The 15,959-nt window shown below is 71.8% G+C and carries 13 protein-coding genes; 2 read left to right on the top strand and 11 right to left on the bottom strand.

The window, feature by feature from the left end; translation table 11 throughout:
• Positions 1 to 140: 140 nt before the first annotated feature.
• From ACFYSC_RS08125 to ACFYSC_RS08095, 7 genes are all read right to left on the bottom strand, one after another.
• Positions 141 to 1,421, bottom strand: a complete 1,281-nt coding sequence (locus tag ACFYSC_RS08125) for a thymidine phosphorylase (RefSeq protein WP_389958329.1) — start codon at positions 1,419 to 1,421, stop codon at positions 141 to 143.
• Positions 1,422 to 1,423: 2 nt separating this feature from the next.
• Complete coding sequence (locus tag ACFYSC_RS08120) at positions 1,424 to 1,837, bottom strand: cytidine deaminase (RefSeq protein ID WP_389958327.1); 414 nt, start codon at positions 1,835 to 1,837, stop codon at positions 1,424 to 1,426.
• A 23-nt stretch (positions 1,838 to 1,860) separates the two neighbouring features.
• Positions 1,861 to 3,138: an ABC transporter permease gene (locus ACFYSC_RS08115; RefSeq protein ID WP_389958324.1), complete on the bottom strand. Its 1,278-nt coding sequence runs from the start codon at positions 3,136 to 3,138 to the stop codon at positions 1,861 to 1,863.
• Entirely contained in the window at positions 3,135 to 4,286 is a 1,152-nt protein-coding gene (locus ACFYSC_RS08110) for an ABC transporter permease (RefSeq protein ID WP_389958321.1), read from the bottom strand. Before ACFYSC_RS08110 ends, ACFYSC_RS08115 begins: the two co-directional genes overlap by 4 nt.
• A gap of 37 nt (positions 4,287 to 4,323) precedes the next feature.
• Positions 4,324 to 5,880, bottom strand: coding sequence for an ABC transporter ATP-binding protein (locus ACFYSC_RS08105; protein ID WP_389958318.1), 1,557 nt, complete (start codon positions 5,878 to 5,880; stop codon positions 4,324 to 4,326).
• 91 nt (positions 5,881 to 5,971) lie between these two features.
• Complete coding sequence (locus ACFYSC_RS08100; protein ID WP_389958315.1) at positions 5,972 to 7,051, bottom strand: BMP family protein; 1,080 nt, start codon at positions 7,049 to 7,051, stop codon at positions 5,972 to 5,974.
• 378 nt (positions 7,052 to 7,429) lie between these two features.
• The gene (locus tag ACFYSC_RS08095; protein ID WP_362945209.1) at positions 7,430 to 8,671 is read right to left on the bottom strand and encodes an amidohydrolase; all 1,242 of its coding nucleotides are present in this window, start codon (positions 8,669 to 8,671) and stop codon (positions 7,430 to 7,432) included.
• A gap of 674 nt (positions 8,672 to 9,345) precedes the next feature.
• Here ACFYSC_RS08095 and ACFYSC_RS08090 point away from each other — a divergent pair.
• Positions 9,346 to 10,692 carry a peptide ligase PGM1-related protein gene (locus tag ACFYSC_RS08090; RefSeq protein WP_389959254.1) on the top strand — a complete coding sequence of 449 codons (1,347 nt, stop codon included), beginning with the start codon at positions 9,346 to 9,348 and terminating at the stop codon, positions 10,690 to 10,692.
• On the opposite strand, the gene ACFYSC_RS08085 is transcribed toward ACFYSC_RS08090, so the two are convergent.
• Positions 10,651 to 10,914, bottom strand: a complete 264-nt coding sequence (locus ACFYSC_RS08085) for an SCO4848 family membrane protein (protein ID WP_389958312.1) — start codon at positions 10,912 to 10,914, stop codon at positions 10,651 to 10,653. The genes ACFYSC_RS08090 and ACFYSC_RS08085 overlap by 42 nt on opposite strands.
• An 87-nt stretch (positions 10,915 to 11,001) precedes the next feature.
• Here ACFYSC_RS08085 and ACFYSC_RS08080 point away from each other — a divergent pair, with 87 nt between their 5' ends.
• On the top strand, positions 11,002 to 12,246 hold the full coding sequence (locus ACFYSC_RS08080; protein ID WP_389958309.1) for a D-alanyl-D-alanine carboxypeptidase family protein: 1,245 nt from the start codon (positions 11,002 to 11,004) through the stop codon (positions 12,244 to 12,246).
• A 34-nt stretch (positions 12,247 to 12,280) separates the two neighbouring features.
• On the opposite strand, the gene ACFYSC_RS08075 is transcribed toward ACFYSC_RS08080, so the two are convergent.
• The 3 genes from ACFYSC_RS08075 to ACFYSC_RS08065 all read right to left on the bottom strand — a co-directional run bounded on the left by ACFYSC_RS08075 (position 12,281) and on the right by ACFYSC_RS08065 (position 15,863).
• Positions 12,281 to 13,354, bottom strand: a complete 1,074-nt coding sequence (locus tag ACFYSC_RS08075; protein ID WP_389958306.1) for a YihY/virulence factor BrkB family protein — start codon at positions 13,352 to 13,354, stop codon at positions 12,281 to 12,283.
• Positions 13,355 to 13,458: 104 nt separating this feature from the next.
• Complete coding sequence (gene trpS / locus ACFYSC_RS08070; protein ID WP_389958303.1) at positions 13,459 to 14,463, bottom strand: tryptophan--tRNA ligase; 1,005 nt, start codon at positions 14,461 to 14,463, stop codon at positions 13,459 to 13,461.
• A 14-nt stretch (positions 14,464 to 14,477) separates the two neighbouring features.
• Complete coding sequence (locus ACFYSC_RS08065) at positions 14,478 to 15,863, bottom strand: hemolysin family protein (protein ID WP_389958300.1); 1,386 nt, start codon at positions 15,861 to 15,863, stop codon at positions 14,478 to 14,480.
• Between the last annotated feature and the right edge of the window lie 96 nt (positions 15,864 to 15,959).

Below are 15,959 nucleotides of genomic sequence, written 5' to 3'. Positions count from 1 at the left end.
CTCCCTGCCCGGGACAGACCGGACGGGGAGGGCGGCGTGCTTTCCGGGTGATCTCCGGGGCGTCTTCCCGGGCGATCTCCGGGAGCGTCTTCCCGGGCGGCCTCCGGGGACGTGCTTTCCGGGACGGCCTCCGCGCGGCGTCAGGCGGTGACGCGGTCGATGACCAGCGGGAGCAGGCCCGGGTCCGCGGCCTCGCCGACCGTGTAGGCGCCCTCCAGAGCCTCCAGCGCCCGCTCGAAGCGTGAGGCGTCGTCGGCGTGCAGGGTCATCAGCGGCTGCCCCTCGCGGACCTCGTCACCCGGCTTGGCGTGCAGCGTGATCCCCGCGCCGAAGGACACGGGGTCCTCCTTGCGCTCCCGGCCCGCGCCGAGCCGCCAGGCGGCCAGGCCCACGCCGTAGGCGTCCAGCGTGGCGAGCACGCCGGAGGCGGGGGCGAGGACCCGCGTGGTCTCGGCGGCGACGGGCAGCGGGGCGTCGGGGTCGCCGCCCTGGGCGCTGATCATCCGCCGCCAGACGTCCATGGCCGAGCCGTCCTTCAGCGCGTCCGCGGGGTCCTTGCCGCCGGTCAGGCCCGCGGCGTCGAGCATCTCGCGGGCCAGCCGTACGGTCAGCTCGACCACGTCGGCGGGGCCGCCGCCGGCGAGGACCTCGACCGACTCGGCGACCTCCAGCGCGTTGCCCACGGCCAGGCCCAGCGGGCGGTCCATCGCGGTGAGCAGCGCGACCGTGGTGACCCCGGCGTCGGTGCCCAGCTCGACCATGGTGGTCGCCAGCTCGCGGGCCCGCTCGGGGGTCTTCATGAACGCGCCGGAGCCGACCTTGACGTCCAGCACCAGCGCGCCGGTGCCTTCGGCGATCTTCTTCGACATGATCGAGGAGGCGATCAGCGGGATCGCCTCGACGGTGCCGGTGACGTCGCGCAGCGCGTAGAGCTTCTTGTCCGCCGGGGCCAGCCCGTCGCCCGCCGCGCAGATGACCGCGCCGGACTCACGGAGCACGTCGAGCATCTCGGCGTTGGACAGCGAGGCCCGCCAGCCCGGGATGGACTCCAGCTTGTCCAGCGTGCCGCCGGTGTGGCCGAGGCCGCGGCCGGACAGCTGGGGGACGTGTCCGCCGCACGCGGCGACCAGCGGGGCCAGCGGCAGCGTGATCTTGTCGCCCACGCCGCCGGTGGAGTGCTTGTCGGTGGTACGGCCGGGCAGCGCCGACCAGTCCATCCGGTCCCCCGAACGGATCATGGCGGCGGTCCACTCGGCGATCTCCCGCCGGTTCATGCCGTTGAGCAGGATCGCCATCGCCAGGGCGGACATCTGCTCGTCGGCGACGACGCCCCGGGTGTAGGCGTCGATCACCCAGTCGATCTGCGCGGTGGACAGCTCGCGGCCGTCCCGCTTGGTGACGATGACGTCGATCGCGTCCACGGTCAGTCCCCCCGGCTGAGGTTGTCGGGCCCGAAGGCGTACGGCAGGATCTCCGCCATCGGCTTCGGGCCGTCCACGGTCTCCACGAGCAGTTCGTCGCCGCCGAACTCGTACAGCAGCTGGCGGCACCGGCCGCACGGCATGAGCAGCTCCTCGTGCCCGTCGACGCAGGTGAAGGCGACGAGCCGCCCGCCGCCGCCCGCCTGGAGCGCCGACACCAGCCCGCACTCGGCGCACAGCCCGACGCCGTAGGAGGCGTTCTCGACGTTGCAGCCGGACACGATGCGCCCGTCGTCCACCAGGGCGGCGGCGCCGACCGGGAACTTGGAGTAGGGCGCGTACGCGTTGGTCATGGCCTGCACCGCCGCGGTCCTGAGCGCCGCCCAGTCGATGCCGGTCTCGTCGTCCTCACCCATGGAGGGTCCCCCAGATGTCGTGGTCACTTCGCCTGTCCCCTGCGGTACGGCACGCCGTCCGCGGCCGGCGGGCGCAGGCGCTGCGCGGCCAGCGACAGCACCAGCAGCGTGGTGATGTGCGGGGCGACCGAGGTGAACTGCGCCGCGATGGTGTCGGTCAGCGCGAACACGGCGAACACCGCGACCGCGGCGACGGCGGCGATCAGCGCCGCCCGGGTGCGGCGCTGCCGGACGAGCTGGTAGACCGCGACGCCCGCGATCAGGATCGCGACGAGCAGCAGCAGCGCGTGCACCGACTCGCCGCCCCGGCGGAGCTGGAGCGCGTCGGTGTAGCCGAACAGCGCCGCGCCGGCCGCCAGGCCGCCCGGACGCCAGTTACCGAAGATCATCGCGGCGAGGCCGATGAAGCCGCGCCCGCCGGTCTGCCCCTCACGGTAGGCGCTGGCGGCCACCAGGGACAGGAACGCCCCGCCGAGGCCGGCGAGGGCGCCGGAGACGACCACCGCGACGTACTTGTAGTAGTACACGTTGACGCCCAGCGACTCCGCCGCCACCGGGCGCTCGCCGCAGGAGCGCAACCGCAGGCCGAAGGCCGTCCGCCACAGGAGGTAGAACGTCAGCGGGACGAGCAGGATCGCCAGGATGGTGAACAGCGAGACGTTCGTGGTCAGGCCGCGCAGGATGCCCGCCAGGTCCGACAGCAGGAACCACTGCCTGGACTCCAGCGAGGTCAGCGCGTCGGAGACCCCGGGCAGGCTGACGGTGCCCGGTTTGGGAACCGGGGGCGACTGGGTGTCGCCGCCGCCGGGCATCTCCGCGAACGTGATCTTGGAGAGGAACTGGGTGACGCCGCCGCCCAGGATGGTGATCGCCACACCGGAGATGATGTGGTCGACGCCGAACGTCACGGTCGCGATCGCGTGCAGCAGGCCGCCCAGGGCGCCGCCGATCGCGCCGGCCGCCACGCCCGCCCAGGGGTTGGCGAAGTGGATCGCGCCCCAGGCGCCGCACCAGGTGCCCAGGATCATCATGCCTTCGAGGCCGATGTTGACCACGCCGGCCCGTTCGGACCACAGGCCGCCGAGGCCCGCCAGGCCGATCGGCACGGCCAGCGCGACCGCCGCGTTGACCGCTCCGGCCGAGGTGAGGTCGACGGCGCCGGTGAGGGCGCGGACGACCGACAGCAGGACGATCAGGGCGGCGAGGCCGAGCAGCAGGAGCCGCCAGGTCACCCGGAGCCTGCCGGTCCCGCCCGGCTCCTGGATCCGCGCCTTCTCGGCGGTGAGGGCACCTTCGCTCATGCCGACGCTCCTTCGGGCCGGGCCGGGGTCTTGCCGGCCAGTTCCTTGCTCACCCGGCGCTGCCCGGCGGAGATCTGGTAGCGGTGGACCAGCTCGTAGGCGACGATGACCGACAGGACGATCGTGCCCTGCATGATGGCGACGATCTCCGGGGAGATGTCGTGCAGCTGCAGGATGTTCGACGAGGCGTCCAGGAAGCCCCACAGCAGGGCGCCGAGCGCGATGCCGACGGGGTGGTTGCGGCCCAGCAGCGCGATCGCGATGCCGGTGAAGCCGAGGCCGGTGGGGAAGTCCAGGCTGTAGCTGTAGGACGCGCCCAGCAGCTGCGGCATGCCGATCAGTCCCGCCATCGCGCCGGACATGATCATCGCGATGAGGACCATCTTCTTCACGTTGACGCCGCTGGCCACCGCGGCCGACTCCGAGCGGCCGGTGGCGCGCAGGTCGAAGCCGAAGCGGGTGCGGTTGAGCAGGACGTGGTACAGCACGCCCATGGCGACCGCCAGGATGATCAGCCCGAACACCTTCGTCCCGGTCCCGGGGATGAGCGCCAGCCCGGGTACCCGGGCTGCCTCCGGGATCGGCTTCGTGCCGATGTTGTTGCTGCCCGCGACCTCGACCGCGAGGCGGTCGGTGTTGAGCAGCCAGGCGCCGAGGGCGGTGGCGATGGCGTTCAGCATGATCGTCGAGATGACCTCGCTGACGCCGCGCCGTACCTTCAGCAGGCCGGCGATCGACGCCCAGCCGGCGCCGACCAGCATGGCGACGACGACGACGAGCACGGTGTTCAGCGGCCCCGGCAGGACGGCGGCGCCGCCCACGGCCGCGGCGATGAGCGCCGCGAGGCGGTACTGGCCGTCCACGCCGATGTTGAACAGGTTCATCCGGAACCCGATCGCCACCGCCAGCGCCGACAGGTAGTACGTCGTCGCGTAGTTCAGGGTGAGCACCATCGTCCGCGGCTGCACGCCGTAGTCGACCATGACGCCGAGCGTCTCCAGCGGCGGGTCACCGGTGGCCAGCAGGACGATCGAGGTGATCAGGCCGGCGAAGACGATGGCCAGGACGGGCGCGACGAGCGAGAGCAGGCCGCCGAGCCTGGCCCGGCCGAGCAGCCGGTCGGTGAAGCTCGACCCGGCGGTGCTCATGCGACCACCCCGGCCGTGCCTCGCGTTGCGAAGATGTTCATGCCGCCTCTCCAGCACCGGTCATGGCCGATCCCAGCCGCTCGGGGGTCACGTCGCGCGGATCGACGTCCGCGACGATCCGGCCGCGCAGGATCACCTTCAGCGTGTCGGACAGGCCGATGAGCTCGTCCAGGTCGGCCGAGATCAGCAGTACGGCCAGGCCCGCGGCGCGCGCCGCGCGCAGGTGGTCCCAGATCGCGGCCTGGGCTCCGACGTCGACGCCGCGCGTCGGGTGGGACGCGATGAGGAACACCGGGTCGCCGCTCATCTCCCGGCCGACGATCAGCTTCTGCTGGTTGCCGCCGGACAGCGCCGCGGCGTCCACGTCGATGCCGGGGGTACGGACGTCGTACTCCTCGACGATGCGCCGGGTGTCGGCGCGGGCGCCGGACCGGTCGATCCAGGGGCCCTTGACGTTGGGCCGGCGCGTCTGGTGGCCGAGGATGCGGTTCTCCCACAGCGGGGCCTCCAGCAGCAGCCCGTGCCGGTGGCGGTCCTCGGGGATGTAGCCGATGCCGGCCTCGCGGCGGCGCAGCGTCGGCCAGGCGGAGATGTCCTCCTCGCCGAGCCGGATCCCGCCCTCGGCGGCCCGCATGCCCATGATCGCCTCGACGAGCTCGGCCTGGCCGTTGCCCTCGACGCCGGCGATGCCGAGCACCTCGCCCTTGCGGATGTCGAAGCTCACGTCGTCGACGACGGGGCGGCCGTGGGCGGAGCGGACCGTCAGGCCCCGCACCGACAACTCGACCGTGTCGGTGACGGTGGACTCGCGGGTCTCGGGGCTGGGCAGCTCGCTGCCGACCATCAGCTCGGCGAGCTGCCGGGCGGTGACGTCCTTGGGATCGACGCTCGCCACGGTCGTGCCGCGCCGGATGACGGTGATGGCGTCGGCGACCGACAGCACCTCGTCGAGCTTGTGGGAGATGAAGATGATCGTGAGGCCCTCACGGACCAGCTCGCGCAGGTTGGCGAACAGCTCGTCCACCTCGTGGGGCACGAGCACGGCGGTCGGCTCGTCCAGGATGAGGATCCGGGCGCCGCGGTAGAGGACCTTGAGGATCTCCACCCGCTGCCGGGCGCCGACGCCGAGGTCCTCGACCAGGGCGTCGGGGTCGACGCCGAGGCTGTAGGAGCGGGAGATCTCCCGGATCCTCTCGCGGGCCGCGCCGAAGTCGAGGCCGAGTCCGCCCTTGCGGGGCTCGCTGCCCAGGACCACGTTCTCCAGCACGGTGAGGTTGTCGGCGAGCATGAAGTGCTGGTGGACCATGCCGACGCCGACCTCGATGGCGTCCGCCGGGGAGCGGAAGCCCACCGGCCTGCCGTTGACGCGGATCTCTCCCTCGTCGGGGCGCTGCATGCCGTACAGGATCTTCATGAGGGTGGACTTGCCCGCGCCGTTCTCGCCGACGATGGCGTGGACGTGTCCCTGCCGCACGGACAGGGAGATGTCACGGTTGGCCACGACCCCGGGGAATCTCTTGGTGATTCCCTCGAGCTCGACGGCCGGGGTCGAGGTGCTGATGACGGCCTCCTCCGCACGGACTGCGCGGGTCACGGAAGGTGAGTGAGGGTGGGAACGGACCGAAGGGCCCGGGGGTCGTCCGCCGGGCCCTTCGTCACTACCAGCTCAGGAAACGAGATCCGGTTCAGGAGTTCTTGTCGGGAACCGTGATCTCGCCAGAGATGATCTTCTGCTTGTACTCGTCGAGCTTGGACTTGATGTCGTCGACCTGGCCACCGGTGGTGGAGTAGTCGACGCCGCCGGCCTTGAGGTCGTAGGTGGCCACGCCGCTCTTGACCGCACCGTCGGCGTAGCTCTTCAGGAAGTCGAAGACCGCGACGTCGACCTTCTTCACCATCGAGGTCATGATGACGCTCTGCAGGTCGGGGGCGGCGGTCTTCGCCTGGTCGGAGTCGACGCCGATGGCCATGCCCTTGGCGGCCTTGGCGGCCTCGAACACGCCGCCGCCGGAGCCGCCCGCGGCGTGGTAGACCACGTCGGCGCCCGCGTCGAACATGCCCTGGGCGGCGGTCTTGCCCTTGGCCGGGTCGTTGAAGCCGCCGAAGTCCGGCGGCTCGCTGATGTACTTGCTGTCGATCTTGATGTCGGGCTTGACCGCCTTGGCGCCGGCCATGAAGCCCGCCTCGAACTTCGCGATCAGCGGCACCCGGACGCCACCGACGAAGCCCACGTGGTCCTTCTTGCTCTTCATCGCCGCGGCGGCGCCGACCAGGAAGGAGCCCTCGTGCTCGGCGAACATCAGGTTGGAGATGTTGGCGCCGGTCGCGTCGGCGTCGTCGACGATCGCGAACTTGGTGTCCGGGAACTCGGCGGCGACCTTCTTCAGCGGGCCGGAGTAGGCGAAGCCGATGGCGATGATCGGGTTGTAGCCACCGGTGGCGAGCAGGCGCAGCCGCTCCTCCTTGGCCGCCTCGGTCTCGCCGTTGCCGGCCTCCAGCTCCTTGGTCTCGGCGAGGCCCAGCTCGCCCTTGGCCTTGTCCAGGCCCGCGGCGGCGGCGTCGTTGAACGACTGGTCGCCGCGGCCGCCGATGTCGTAGGCCAGACCGACCTTGGCGCCCTTGCCTCCGGCGGCGGCGCTGCTGCTCCCACCGTCAGCGGGCTTGGCCGACGACGGCTCCTCGCTTCCACCACATGCGGCAGCTCCCATGAGCATGCTGCCCGCCAGTACGGCGGCGGCCAGCCTGCCGTATCGGTTCTGAAGCAAGACGGACTCCCTTCGCGAATTCGTGCACGCGCGAAGAGACGCACGGCAACCCTGCACGGAAGATAGTTGGTTGACCAGCATTGACCAAACCAGCACACGAGTCCGCAATAGGTCCGTTATGCAGCTCAGGCCGCCCTGTGACACACGGCGGCGGCCCCATCTACCTACCGGTAATGTCGGTCGGCGCACCGAACCGCCCGTCGCCCGGCGGTTTCCCGTACGGGAGCCCTCCTCCGGACGGTCCCGGCCGCCGCCCCCGGTGTAGCGCATCTCACATCGTGGACAGACCGTAGATCTTTCCGGCGGGCCGCTCCGGGAGGCGCCCGGGGAACCGTACGGAGTACGGCGTGACCGGGGGGAGGACCGCCGGCGGGACCGTCAGTTGTCGGCGTTCAGCGCCACGAGCGGCTCGCCGCTACTGGGCCGCTGCCCCTCCCACAGGGCGGTGAGCGCGGTCGCCGCGAGGAAGCGCACCCCGGCGCCGACGCAGCTCTCGTCCACGTCGAAGGTGCCCTGGTGGATGTCGGCCAGGTGCGGCGAGCCCGGGGTGCGGGTGCCGAGCCGCGCGTAGGCGCCGGGGATCGACTCGAGGTACCAGCCGAAGTCCTCGCCGCCCAGGCTCTGCTGGGTCGGCGCGGGAGCCGCGTCGCCGAGGACGCCCTGGGCGGCCTCGGTGAGCATCTGCACGCTGACCGGGTCGTTGACCACCGGCGGGACGCCCCGGATGTAGTCCATGTGCGCCTCGACGCCGTAGGCGCCGGCGACCGAGTCGAGCAGCCCCTTGATCAGGTCGGGGGCGGCGTGCCAGGCGTCCTCGTCCAGGCAGCGCACGGTGCCTTCGGCCACGCCGTCGTCGGGGATCGCGTTGGCCACCGAGCCCGCCTCGACCCGGCCCCAGACCAGGCTCAGCGACGAGCGCGGGTCGACCCGGCGCGACAGCGCGGCCGGCAGCTCGGTGAGGATCTTGGCGAGCGCGAAGACGAGGTCGGCGGTGAGGTGCGGGCGGGCGGTGTGGCCGCCGGGGCCGCTGACCCGGATGGAGACCCGGTCGCAGGCGGAGGTGATCGGCCCGGACTTGAGGCCGACCTTGCCGACGTCCAGGCGCGGGTCGCAGTGCAGGCCGAAGATGCGGTCGACGCCGCTGATGCCGCCGGAGGCCATGACCTCCAGCGCCCCGCCGGGGAGCTCCTCGGCGGGCTGGAAGATCAGCCGCACCCGGCCGGGCAGCAGCCCGGCCTCGGCCTGCTGGGCCAGGAAGAGCGAGGTGCCGAGCAGGACGGTGGTGTGCACGTCGTGGCCGCAGGCGTGGCACACGCCGGGGACCGTCGAGCTGTAGGGCACGTCCTTCTCGTCGGGAACGGGCAGCGCGTCGATGTCGGCCCGCAGCCCCACGGTGGGGCCGTCGCCGCTGCCGACCTCGCAGATCACGCCCGTGCCGCGCGGCAGCACCGAGGGGACGAGGCCGGCCGCGGTCAGGCGGTCGGCGATCCGCTGCGTGGTGCGGTACTCGGCGAAGGCGAGCTCCGGGTGCATGTGCAGGTCGCGGCGGAAGTCGATGAGCTCCTGCTCGGACCCGGCGAGAAACGTATCGAGCTCTCCCCGGAGATTACGCCCCCGCATTGTGCACCTTCCCATCCGCGTCAGCGGCTTCGAACGTCGCGGCAATCATGAACGACTGCCCCGGAATCAAGTGATCCAACCGGCAACCTGAAAACGGCCGTCGCGCCGATGGGCCGGAGTGGATGCGTGGGCCGCGCCGGCGCGAACCGAAGAACGCCGACACGGAGGAACGAGCCAGTGTGAGGCGACCGGCGTACCGACGATGACATCGACTTTATCCCTCCCACGCGGCACCTCGCCGCCATCTGGACCAAATGTTTTGACGCCCCCTGGCCTTCTCAGGCACCTTCTGACCCGTTCGAACCACGAGTGATGACCCGTATTGGCCATGCCGGTAGCCGTACCGGGGGGTGGCGGGGAGGGTGCGCGGGCGCCGGGGGCGGTCCGGAGGCGATCCCGGAGGTGACAGGGGGGCGATCCGGGGAAGCGGGGTGAGGACGATGAGGACACGGCGCCCGGCGCCGGGGACGTCCGGGGCGGGGGGTGGCCCGGATCGGCTCCCTTGAAACATCAACGAACTGGCAATTTACGTCACCTCAGGTGCCAGTGATCGAACCCGGCGGAGTGATGTCACCGGGAGAAACGCGTGCTTCACTCCGCATATGATCGCTCACATCCCGTTTGGGGAGAATCACTCCAGATTGAGCATCTTCGAACCGGATGAGGGGACCTTGGTGGTCATCCCATCGCTGTCCCTGCCCCAGGACGAGCTCCGCAGGATCACCGGCGCCCTGTGCTACGAGGAGCGGCTGCTGTTCCTGCTGCTGACACTCGGGCGGCCCTCCGTCGAGATCGTCTACGTCACCTCGACGCCCGTGGACAGCGCGATCGTGGACTACTACCTCGGCTTCCTCGACGACCCGGACGAGGCCCGCACGCGCCTGCAGATGATCAGCCTCGACGATCCGGACACCGCGCCGCTCAGCGCGGCGCTGCTGGACCGCCCCGACCTCCTCGACCGGATCCTCGACCGGACCTCCGGCCGGCCCGGCGGCGCGTGCCTGGTGCCGTTCGTGGTCAGCGAGCACGAGGAACGGCTCGCCGGGCTGCTCGGCCTGCCCGTCTACGGCCCGGCAACCTCACTGGCCCACCTGGGCTCCAAGAGCGGCGGGCGGACGCTGGCCGAGGAGGCGGGGGTGCCCACCCCCCGGGGCTTCTCCGACCTGCGGTCGCTGACCGAGGTCGAGCACGCGGCCCGAGCGCTGGCCCCCGCCACCAAGCTGATGGTCAAGCTCAACAACAGCTACTCCGGGCTGGGGAACGCGATCGTCATCAAGGACGACCGGCCGCTCACCGCCTGCCCCACGAGCTTCTCGGCGGCAGGCGAGACCTGGACCACGTTCGCCGAGAAGATCGCCGAACGGGGCGCGGTGATCGAGGAGTTCGTCCAGGGCCGGCCGCTGCACTCCCCCAGCGCCCTGGCCATGGTCACGCCGGACGGCGGCCACGGCGTCATCGCCACGCACGAGCAGATCCTCGGCGGCCCGAACGGCGACGTCTACAAGGGCTGCGTCTTCCCGGCCCGGCCGGAGTACCGCGCCGAGGTCGCCGCCTGCGCCGAGCGGATCGCCGGGGCCCTCGCCGCCCGCGGCGTGGTCGGGCTGTTCGGCGTCGACTTCTTCGCCGTCAAGACCGACGGCGGCTACCGCACGCTGCTGTGCGAGGTCAACCTGCGCATCGGCGGCACCACGCACCCCCTGGGCGCGGCGATGCTCAGCACCGGCGCCGTCTACGACCCGGTCTCCGGCACGCTGCGGTGCGGGGACCGCGCCAAGCACTACGTGGCGACCGACAACTGCGACGCCGAGAGCCTCCGGGGCCGTACCCCCAGGGAGGTCATCAAGCTGGTGCAGGACTTCGGGCTGGGGTTCGACCGCGAGCGGCGCACCGGCAACGTGCTGCACCTCATGGGAGCGATCCCCCGGTACGGCAAGCTCGGCTTCACCAGCGTCGCCGACTCGGCGGAGGAGGCCGCCGCGCTACACCTGCGGACGCTGGAGGCCCTCCGCCGGGCCGTGTAGCCCCCGCGGGTCCGAGGAGCCGCGGGCCCTCCGCAGGCCCAGCACGCCGATCGTGCCGATGACGAGCGCGAGGAGGACGTTGAAGGCCGCCAGCACGCCGTGCACCACGTAGAAGGACGTCGGGTGCCCGTCGGCGAGGTTGAAGCCAAGATTGATCCACTCGAAGATCATGAAAGCGGCGACGCCGACCAGGAATCCGGCGATCTTTCGCGACATTTGCATGGCTTCAGTATCGCGGTGCGACATTCCCCCCTGGTCAGGGCGTGGGGCGGCTTCTCCGAAACCGGGCGAAGCTACCCTGAGATCACTATGGGGATGAGACATGCCGCGCCCGCGGGGGCGCTGATCGCGGCGACCGCCCTCCTCGGCGTTCCCGCCCACGCGGAGGCCGCCGCGCCGGCCGCGCCCGCCCACGCCGGTGACGGGCCCGCCGCGGCCGCCCACGCGAGCAGCGGACCGGTCGCGCCCGCACGCACGGGCGACGCGCCGGCCACGGCCCCCGGCGCGGGAAACGCGTCCGGCGCGCCCGCCCGCGCGGAGAACGGGCCGGTCGGCGGCGCCGAGCTCGGCAGGCACGGCGTCATCGCGCCCCTCGGGACGAAGGCCCCGCCCAAGACGGCCGCCCGGTCCTACGTGATCGCCGACGCCGACACCGGCGAGGTGCTCGCGGCCAAGGACCCCCACGGCCGGTTCCTCCCGGCGAGCACGCTCAAGACCCTGACCGCGCTCACCCTCATCCCGAAGATCGACAAGAAGCTGAAGATCAAGCCGAGCCGGAACGCGGTGGACCAGGAGGGCAGCGCCGTCGGCCTGGTCACGAGGCCGCTCTACACCGCCGAGGACCTGTTCAAGGCGCTGATGCTGGTCTCGGGCAACGACTGCGCGATGGCGCTGGCCGAGGCGAACGGCGGACTGGACAAGACCCTCCGGGAGATGAACGCCGAGGCCCGGCGCCTGCAGGCGTACGACACGGTGGCCAAGACGCCCAGCGGGCTGGACAAGCCGGGCCAGAGCAGCTCGGCCTACGACCTGGCGCTGATCGCCCGCGCCGGGCTGGCCGACCGGGACTTCCGGCGCTACGTCAGCCTGAGGACCGACAAATTCCCCGCGCCCAAGGGCTACTACGAGATCGGCAACCACAACAGGCTGCTCGGACGCTACCCGGGCATGATCGGCGTCAAGAACGGCTGGACGACCAAGGCCCTGGGCAGCTTCGTCGGCGCGGCCCGCCGCGACGGCCACACGATCATCGTGTCGATCATGCGGCACGAGGGCTACTTCTGGGACGACGTCGCCAAGCTGCTCGACTGGGGCTTCTCCGCCCGCGGCAGGGTCACGCCCGTCGGACGGCTCGTGGACCCGGTCCCCGAGCCCGCCCCGACCCCGGTCCTCCCGGCCGCGCCGCAGGTGCGCGCGAGCGCCACCCCGGCCGCCGCCGTCCGCGAGCCCGCGGGCGGCCCCTCCCCCGTCGTCTGGTACGCGCTGGGCGCCGTCCTGCTCGGCGGCACGACCTGGCTGGTGTACGGCCTGCGCCGGCGGCGCCGGGCGGGCTGAGGACCGTTCACGGGCCGGGCGGACCCCCGGCCCGTCAGGACCGGTCCCGCGGGCCCTCGCCGGTCCGGTCGCCGTCGGGCCGGTCGTCGTCGGGCCGGCCGCCGTCAGGCCGATCGTCGCCCGGCTCCGCGACGTCCCGCCGGTCGTCCCGCCGGTCGTCCCCCGGCGTGCTCCCGCCGGGCGGGAGCACGCCGGGCGGGACGGGCGTGGGCTCGGGCGGCGGGCCGAACGTGGCGGTCTCCGTCCACGCCGCCGCGAAGAGGATCACCCTGGACGACAGGTTGATCCACACCAGCAGCCCCACCATCACCGCGAACACCCCGTAGATGGGATTCTCCAGCGTGCGGGACAGGATGAACGTGGCGAGCTGCTTGAGCAGGCCGAAACCGATCGCGCCCAGCAGCGCGCCGCGCAGCAGCGCCTTCCCCGGCTGCCGGGAGCGGCCCACCCAGCGCAGGATGATCAGGAAGAGGACGACGTCGGCCCCCAGGCTGACCGCCAGGCCCGCGAGCCGGATCGCCGTCCAGCCGACCGGCGAGTCTCCCAGCCCCAGCCATCCGGCCACCGTGCCGCCCGCCTGGGTGGCGAAGCCGCCGACCAGCACCGAGGTGATCGCGGTGACGCCGATCAACGCGAAGGCGGCCAGGTCGCGGAGCTTGGCCAGCAGGAAGTTCAGCGGCGGCTCGGTGGTCATGAAGACCTCGCGGAGCGCGCCGCGCAGCGCGTCGATCGCGCCGAGCCCGGCGTAGAGCAGGCCGACGAGGCCGATGATCCCGGCGCTGGCCCGCGAGTCGGCGATCTGCTTGATCGGGAGTCTCGACGACAGGCCGGGCAGGTAGGCGTTGATGGCCTTCTCCAGGGCCTCCGTGGCGTTGACGTCCACCGCCAGGAAATAGCCGAAGACCGCGAAGGCCAGCGCGATGATCGGGAAGAACGACAGGAACGCGAAGTAGGTCACCGCCCCGGCCAGCCGGTCGCCGGACTGCACCTGGTACCGCTGCACGCTCCGGATGAGGTGGTCGAACCACGGCCACCTGATCCGGTTGTCCTCGATGGCGTCCCGGCCCCGCTCGCGGGCCTTCCGGATCCGCTCCTGCACGCTCGTCACGCGGTCCTCCTACCCCGATCACCGCCGTGCAGCGCGTGGGACGCACGCCGTACGGCGGCCGGGTGCGGGAAGGCCGGGGTCCGGGAGGCCGGAGGACGGGCGGGTCAGGGTGTGGGCAGGAAGCCGACGCGGTCGCGGACCCTCGCCATCGTCTCGGCGGCCACCGCGCGGGCGCGCGCGGCGCCGGCGGCGAGCATCCGGTCGAGCTCGGCCTCGTCGGCGAGCAGCTTCTCGGTCCGCTCCCGGATCGGCGTGAAGGTCTCCGCGACGGCCTCGGCGACGTCCTTCTTGAATGTGCCGTAGCCCTGCCCGGCGTACCGGGCCTCCAGTTCGGGGATCGGCGTGCCGGTCAGCGCGGACTGGATCCGCAGCAGGTTGGTGACGCCGGGCTTGTTCTCCTCGTCGGCGACGACCTCCGAGCCGGTGTCGGTGACCGCCCGCATGATCTTCTTGCGGAGCGCGGAGGGCTGCTCCAGCAGGTCGAGGATGCCGGCGGGCGAGGAGGACGACTTGGACATCTTGGCCGTGGGGTCCTGGAGGTCCGTGATCTTCTCGACGCCCTTGACGATGTGCGCCGCGGGCATCGTGAACGTCTCGCCGAAGCGGTGGTTGAAGCGCTGCGCGAGGTCGCGGGTGAGCTCCAGGTGCTGCTTCTGGTCGGCCCCGACCGGGACCTGGTCGGCCTGGTAGAGCAGGATGTCGGCGGCCTGCAGGATCGGGTAGGTGAACAGGCCGACCCCTGCCGAGCTCTCGCCGTGCCGGGCCGACTTGTCCTTGAACTGGGTCATCCGGGCGGCCTCGCCCATGCCGGTGAGGCAGATCAGCACCCAGGCCAGCTCGGTGTGCTCGCGGACGTGGCTCTGGACGAAGACGGTCGAGCGCTCGGGGTCCAGGCCGGCGGCGAAGAGCTGGGCGGCGGCGACGCGGGAGCGCCTGCGCAGGACCTCCGGCTGGTGCTCCACCGTGATCGCGTGCAGGTCGACGACGCAGTAGAAGGCGTCGTAGCCCTCCTGCATGGCGACGTACTGCCGCACCGCACCCAGGTAGTTGCCCAGGTGGAAGGAGTCGGCGGTGGGCTGGATACCGGACAGGACACGAGGACTGGCCATGGCATGCAATTCTGTCAGCTGTCAGGAGTGGTCGGTGCCTCCGCGGCCCCCGCCCGCCCGGCGGCCCCCGCCGGTTCCCCGGGCTCCATCGGGTCGGCGGGGTCCGACGGCTCCGCGGGCACGAGGCGGCGCTTGACGCGGACCCGCGAGACCCTGCGGCCGTCCATGCCGGTGACCGACAGCTCGAACCCGGGGATCTCCACCCGCTCCCCCATCGCCGGCAGGTGGCCCAGGGTCGCCATGACGAACCCGCCGAGGGTCTCGTAGGGGCCGTCCGGCAGGCGGATCCCGGTCTCGGAGGCCACCACGTCGAGGTTGGCCAGGCCGTCCAGCTCGACCTCCCCGGCAGGCAGCACGACCGGCTTGTCCTCCAGGTCGTGCTCGTCGCGGATGTCGCCGATGAGCTCCTCGACCAGGTCCTCCATCGTGACGATGCCGGCGGTCCCGCCGTACTCGTCGACCACGATGGCCAGGTGGTGGCCCTCGCGGCGCATCTCCGACAGGGTGGCCATCAGCCGCTTGGTGGTGGGCACCAGCTTGACCGGGCGGATCGGCACCAGCTCGCTGATCGGCTCGATCGACCCGGTCAGCACCGGGTCGAGCAGGTCGCGGATGTGCACGAACCCCACGACGTCGTCGTAGGAGTCGCGGTAGACGGGGAAGCGGGAGTGCGGCATGGCGGCGGCCAGGACGGCGGCCTCGGCCAGCCGGGTGTCGGCCGACATGAACTCCACCTCGGTGCGGGGCAGCATCACCTCGCGGAGCTGCCGCTTCCCGGCGGCGAAGACCTCCGCGATCAGGTGGCGCTCGTCGGCGGTGAGCTCCTGGTGGCCGACCACCATGTCGCGCAGTTCCTCGGTGGTGATCGCCTCCCGGTCCTCCTCGGGGTTGCCGCCGAGCAGCTTGACCACGCCGTCGCTGGACTTCGACAGCGCCCAGATGACCGGCCGCGACAGCGCGGCCATCCGGTCCAGGAACGGCGCGACCAGCAGAGAGATGCCCTCGGCGCGCTGCAGGGCGATCCGTTTGGGCGCGAGCTCGCCCAGCACCAGGGAGACGTAGGAGATGGCGAGCGTGACCAGCACCAGGGACAGCGGGGCGGCGAGGGTCGAGGGCACCCCCCAGCCGGCCACGGCCGGGACCAGGTCCCGGGCGAGGGTGTCGGCGCCGAAGGCCGCCGACAGCATGGTCGCCACGGTCACGCCGATCTGCACGGCCGACAGGAAGCGGTTGGGGTCGCGGGCCAGTTTCGCCGCCCGCGCCCCCCTGCGCCCCTGGGAGTCGAGCCTGCGCACCTGGCTCTCCCGGAGGGAGACCATGGCCATCTCGGCGGCCGCGAAGAAGCCGCCGATCAGTATGAAGAGCAGCACCAGGGCGATGTTCGCCACGACGCCGTTCACGAGTACGTCTCCGTCATGGCCGTCGCCCGTTCCGACTGTGCCCGATATTTGATGTGCCAGCATATGCTGGCATCAGGTGTACAAAAGTAAACAAGT

Origin of the sequence: Streptosporangium sp. NPDC004379 (assembly GCF_042873875.1) — a bacterium.
In the GTDB taxonomy this organism is placed as follows: domain Bacteria; phylum Actinomycetota; class Actinomycetes; order Streptosporangiales; family Streptosporangiaceae; genus Streptosporangium.
This window is presented reverse-complemented; position numbering and strand designations above follow the sequence as displayed.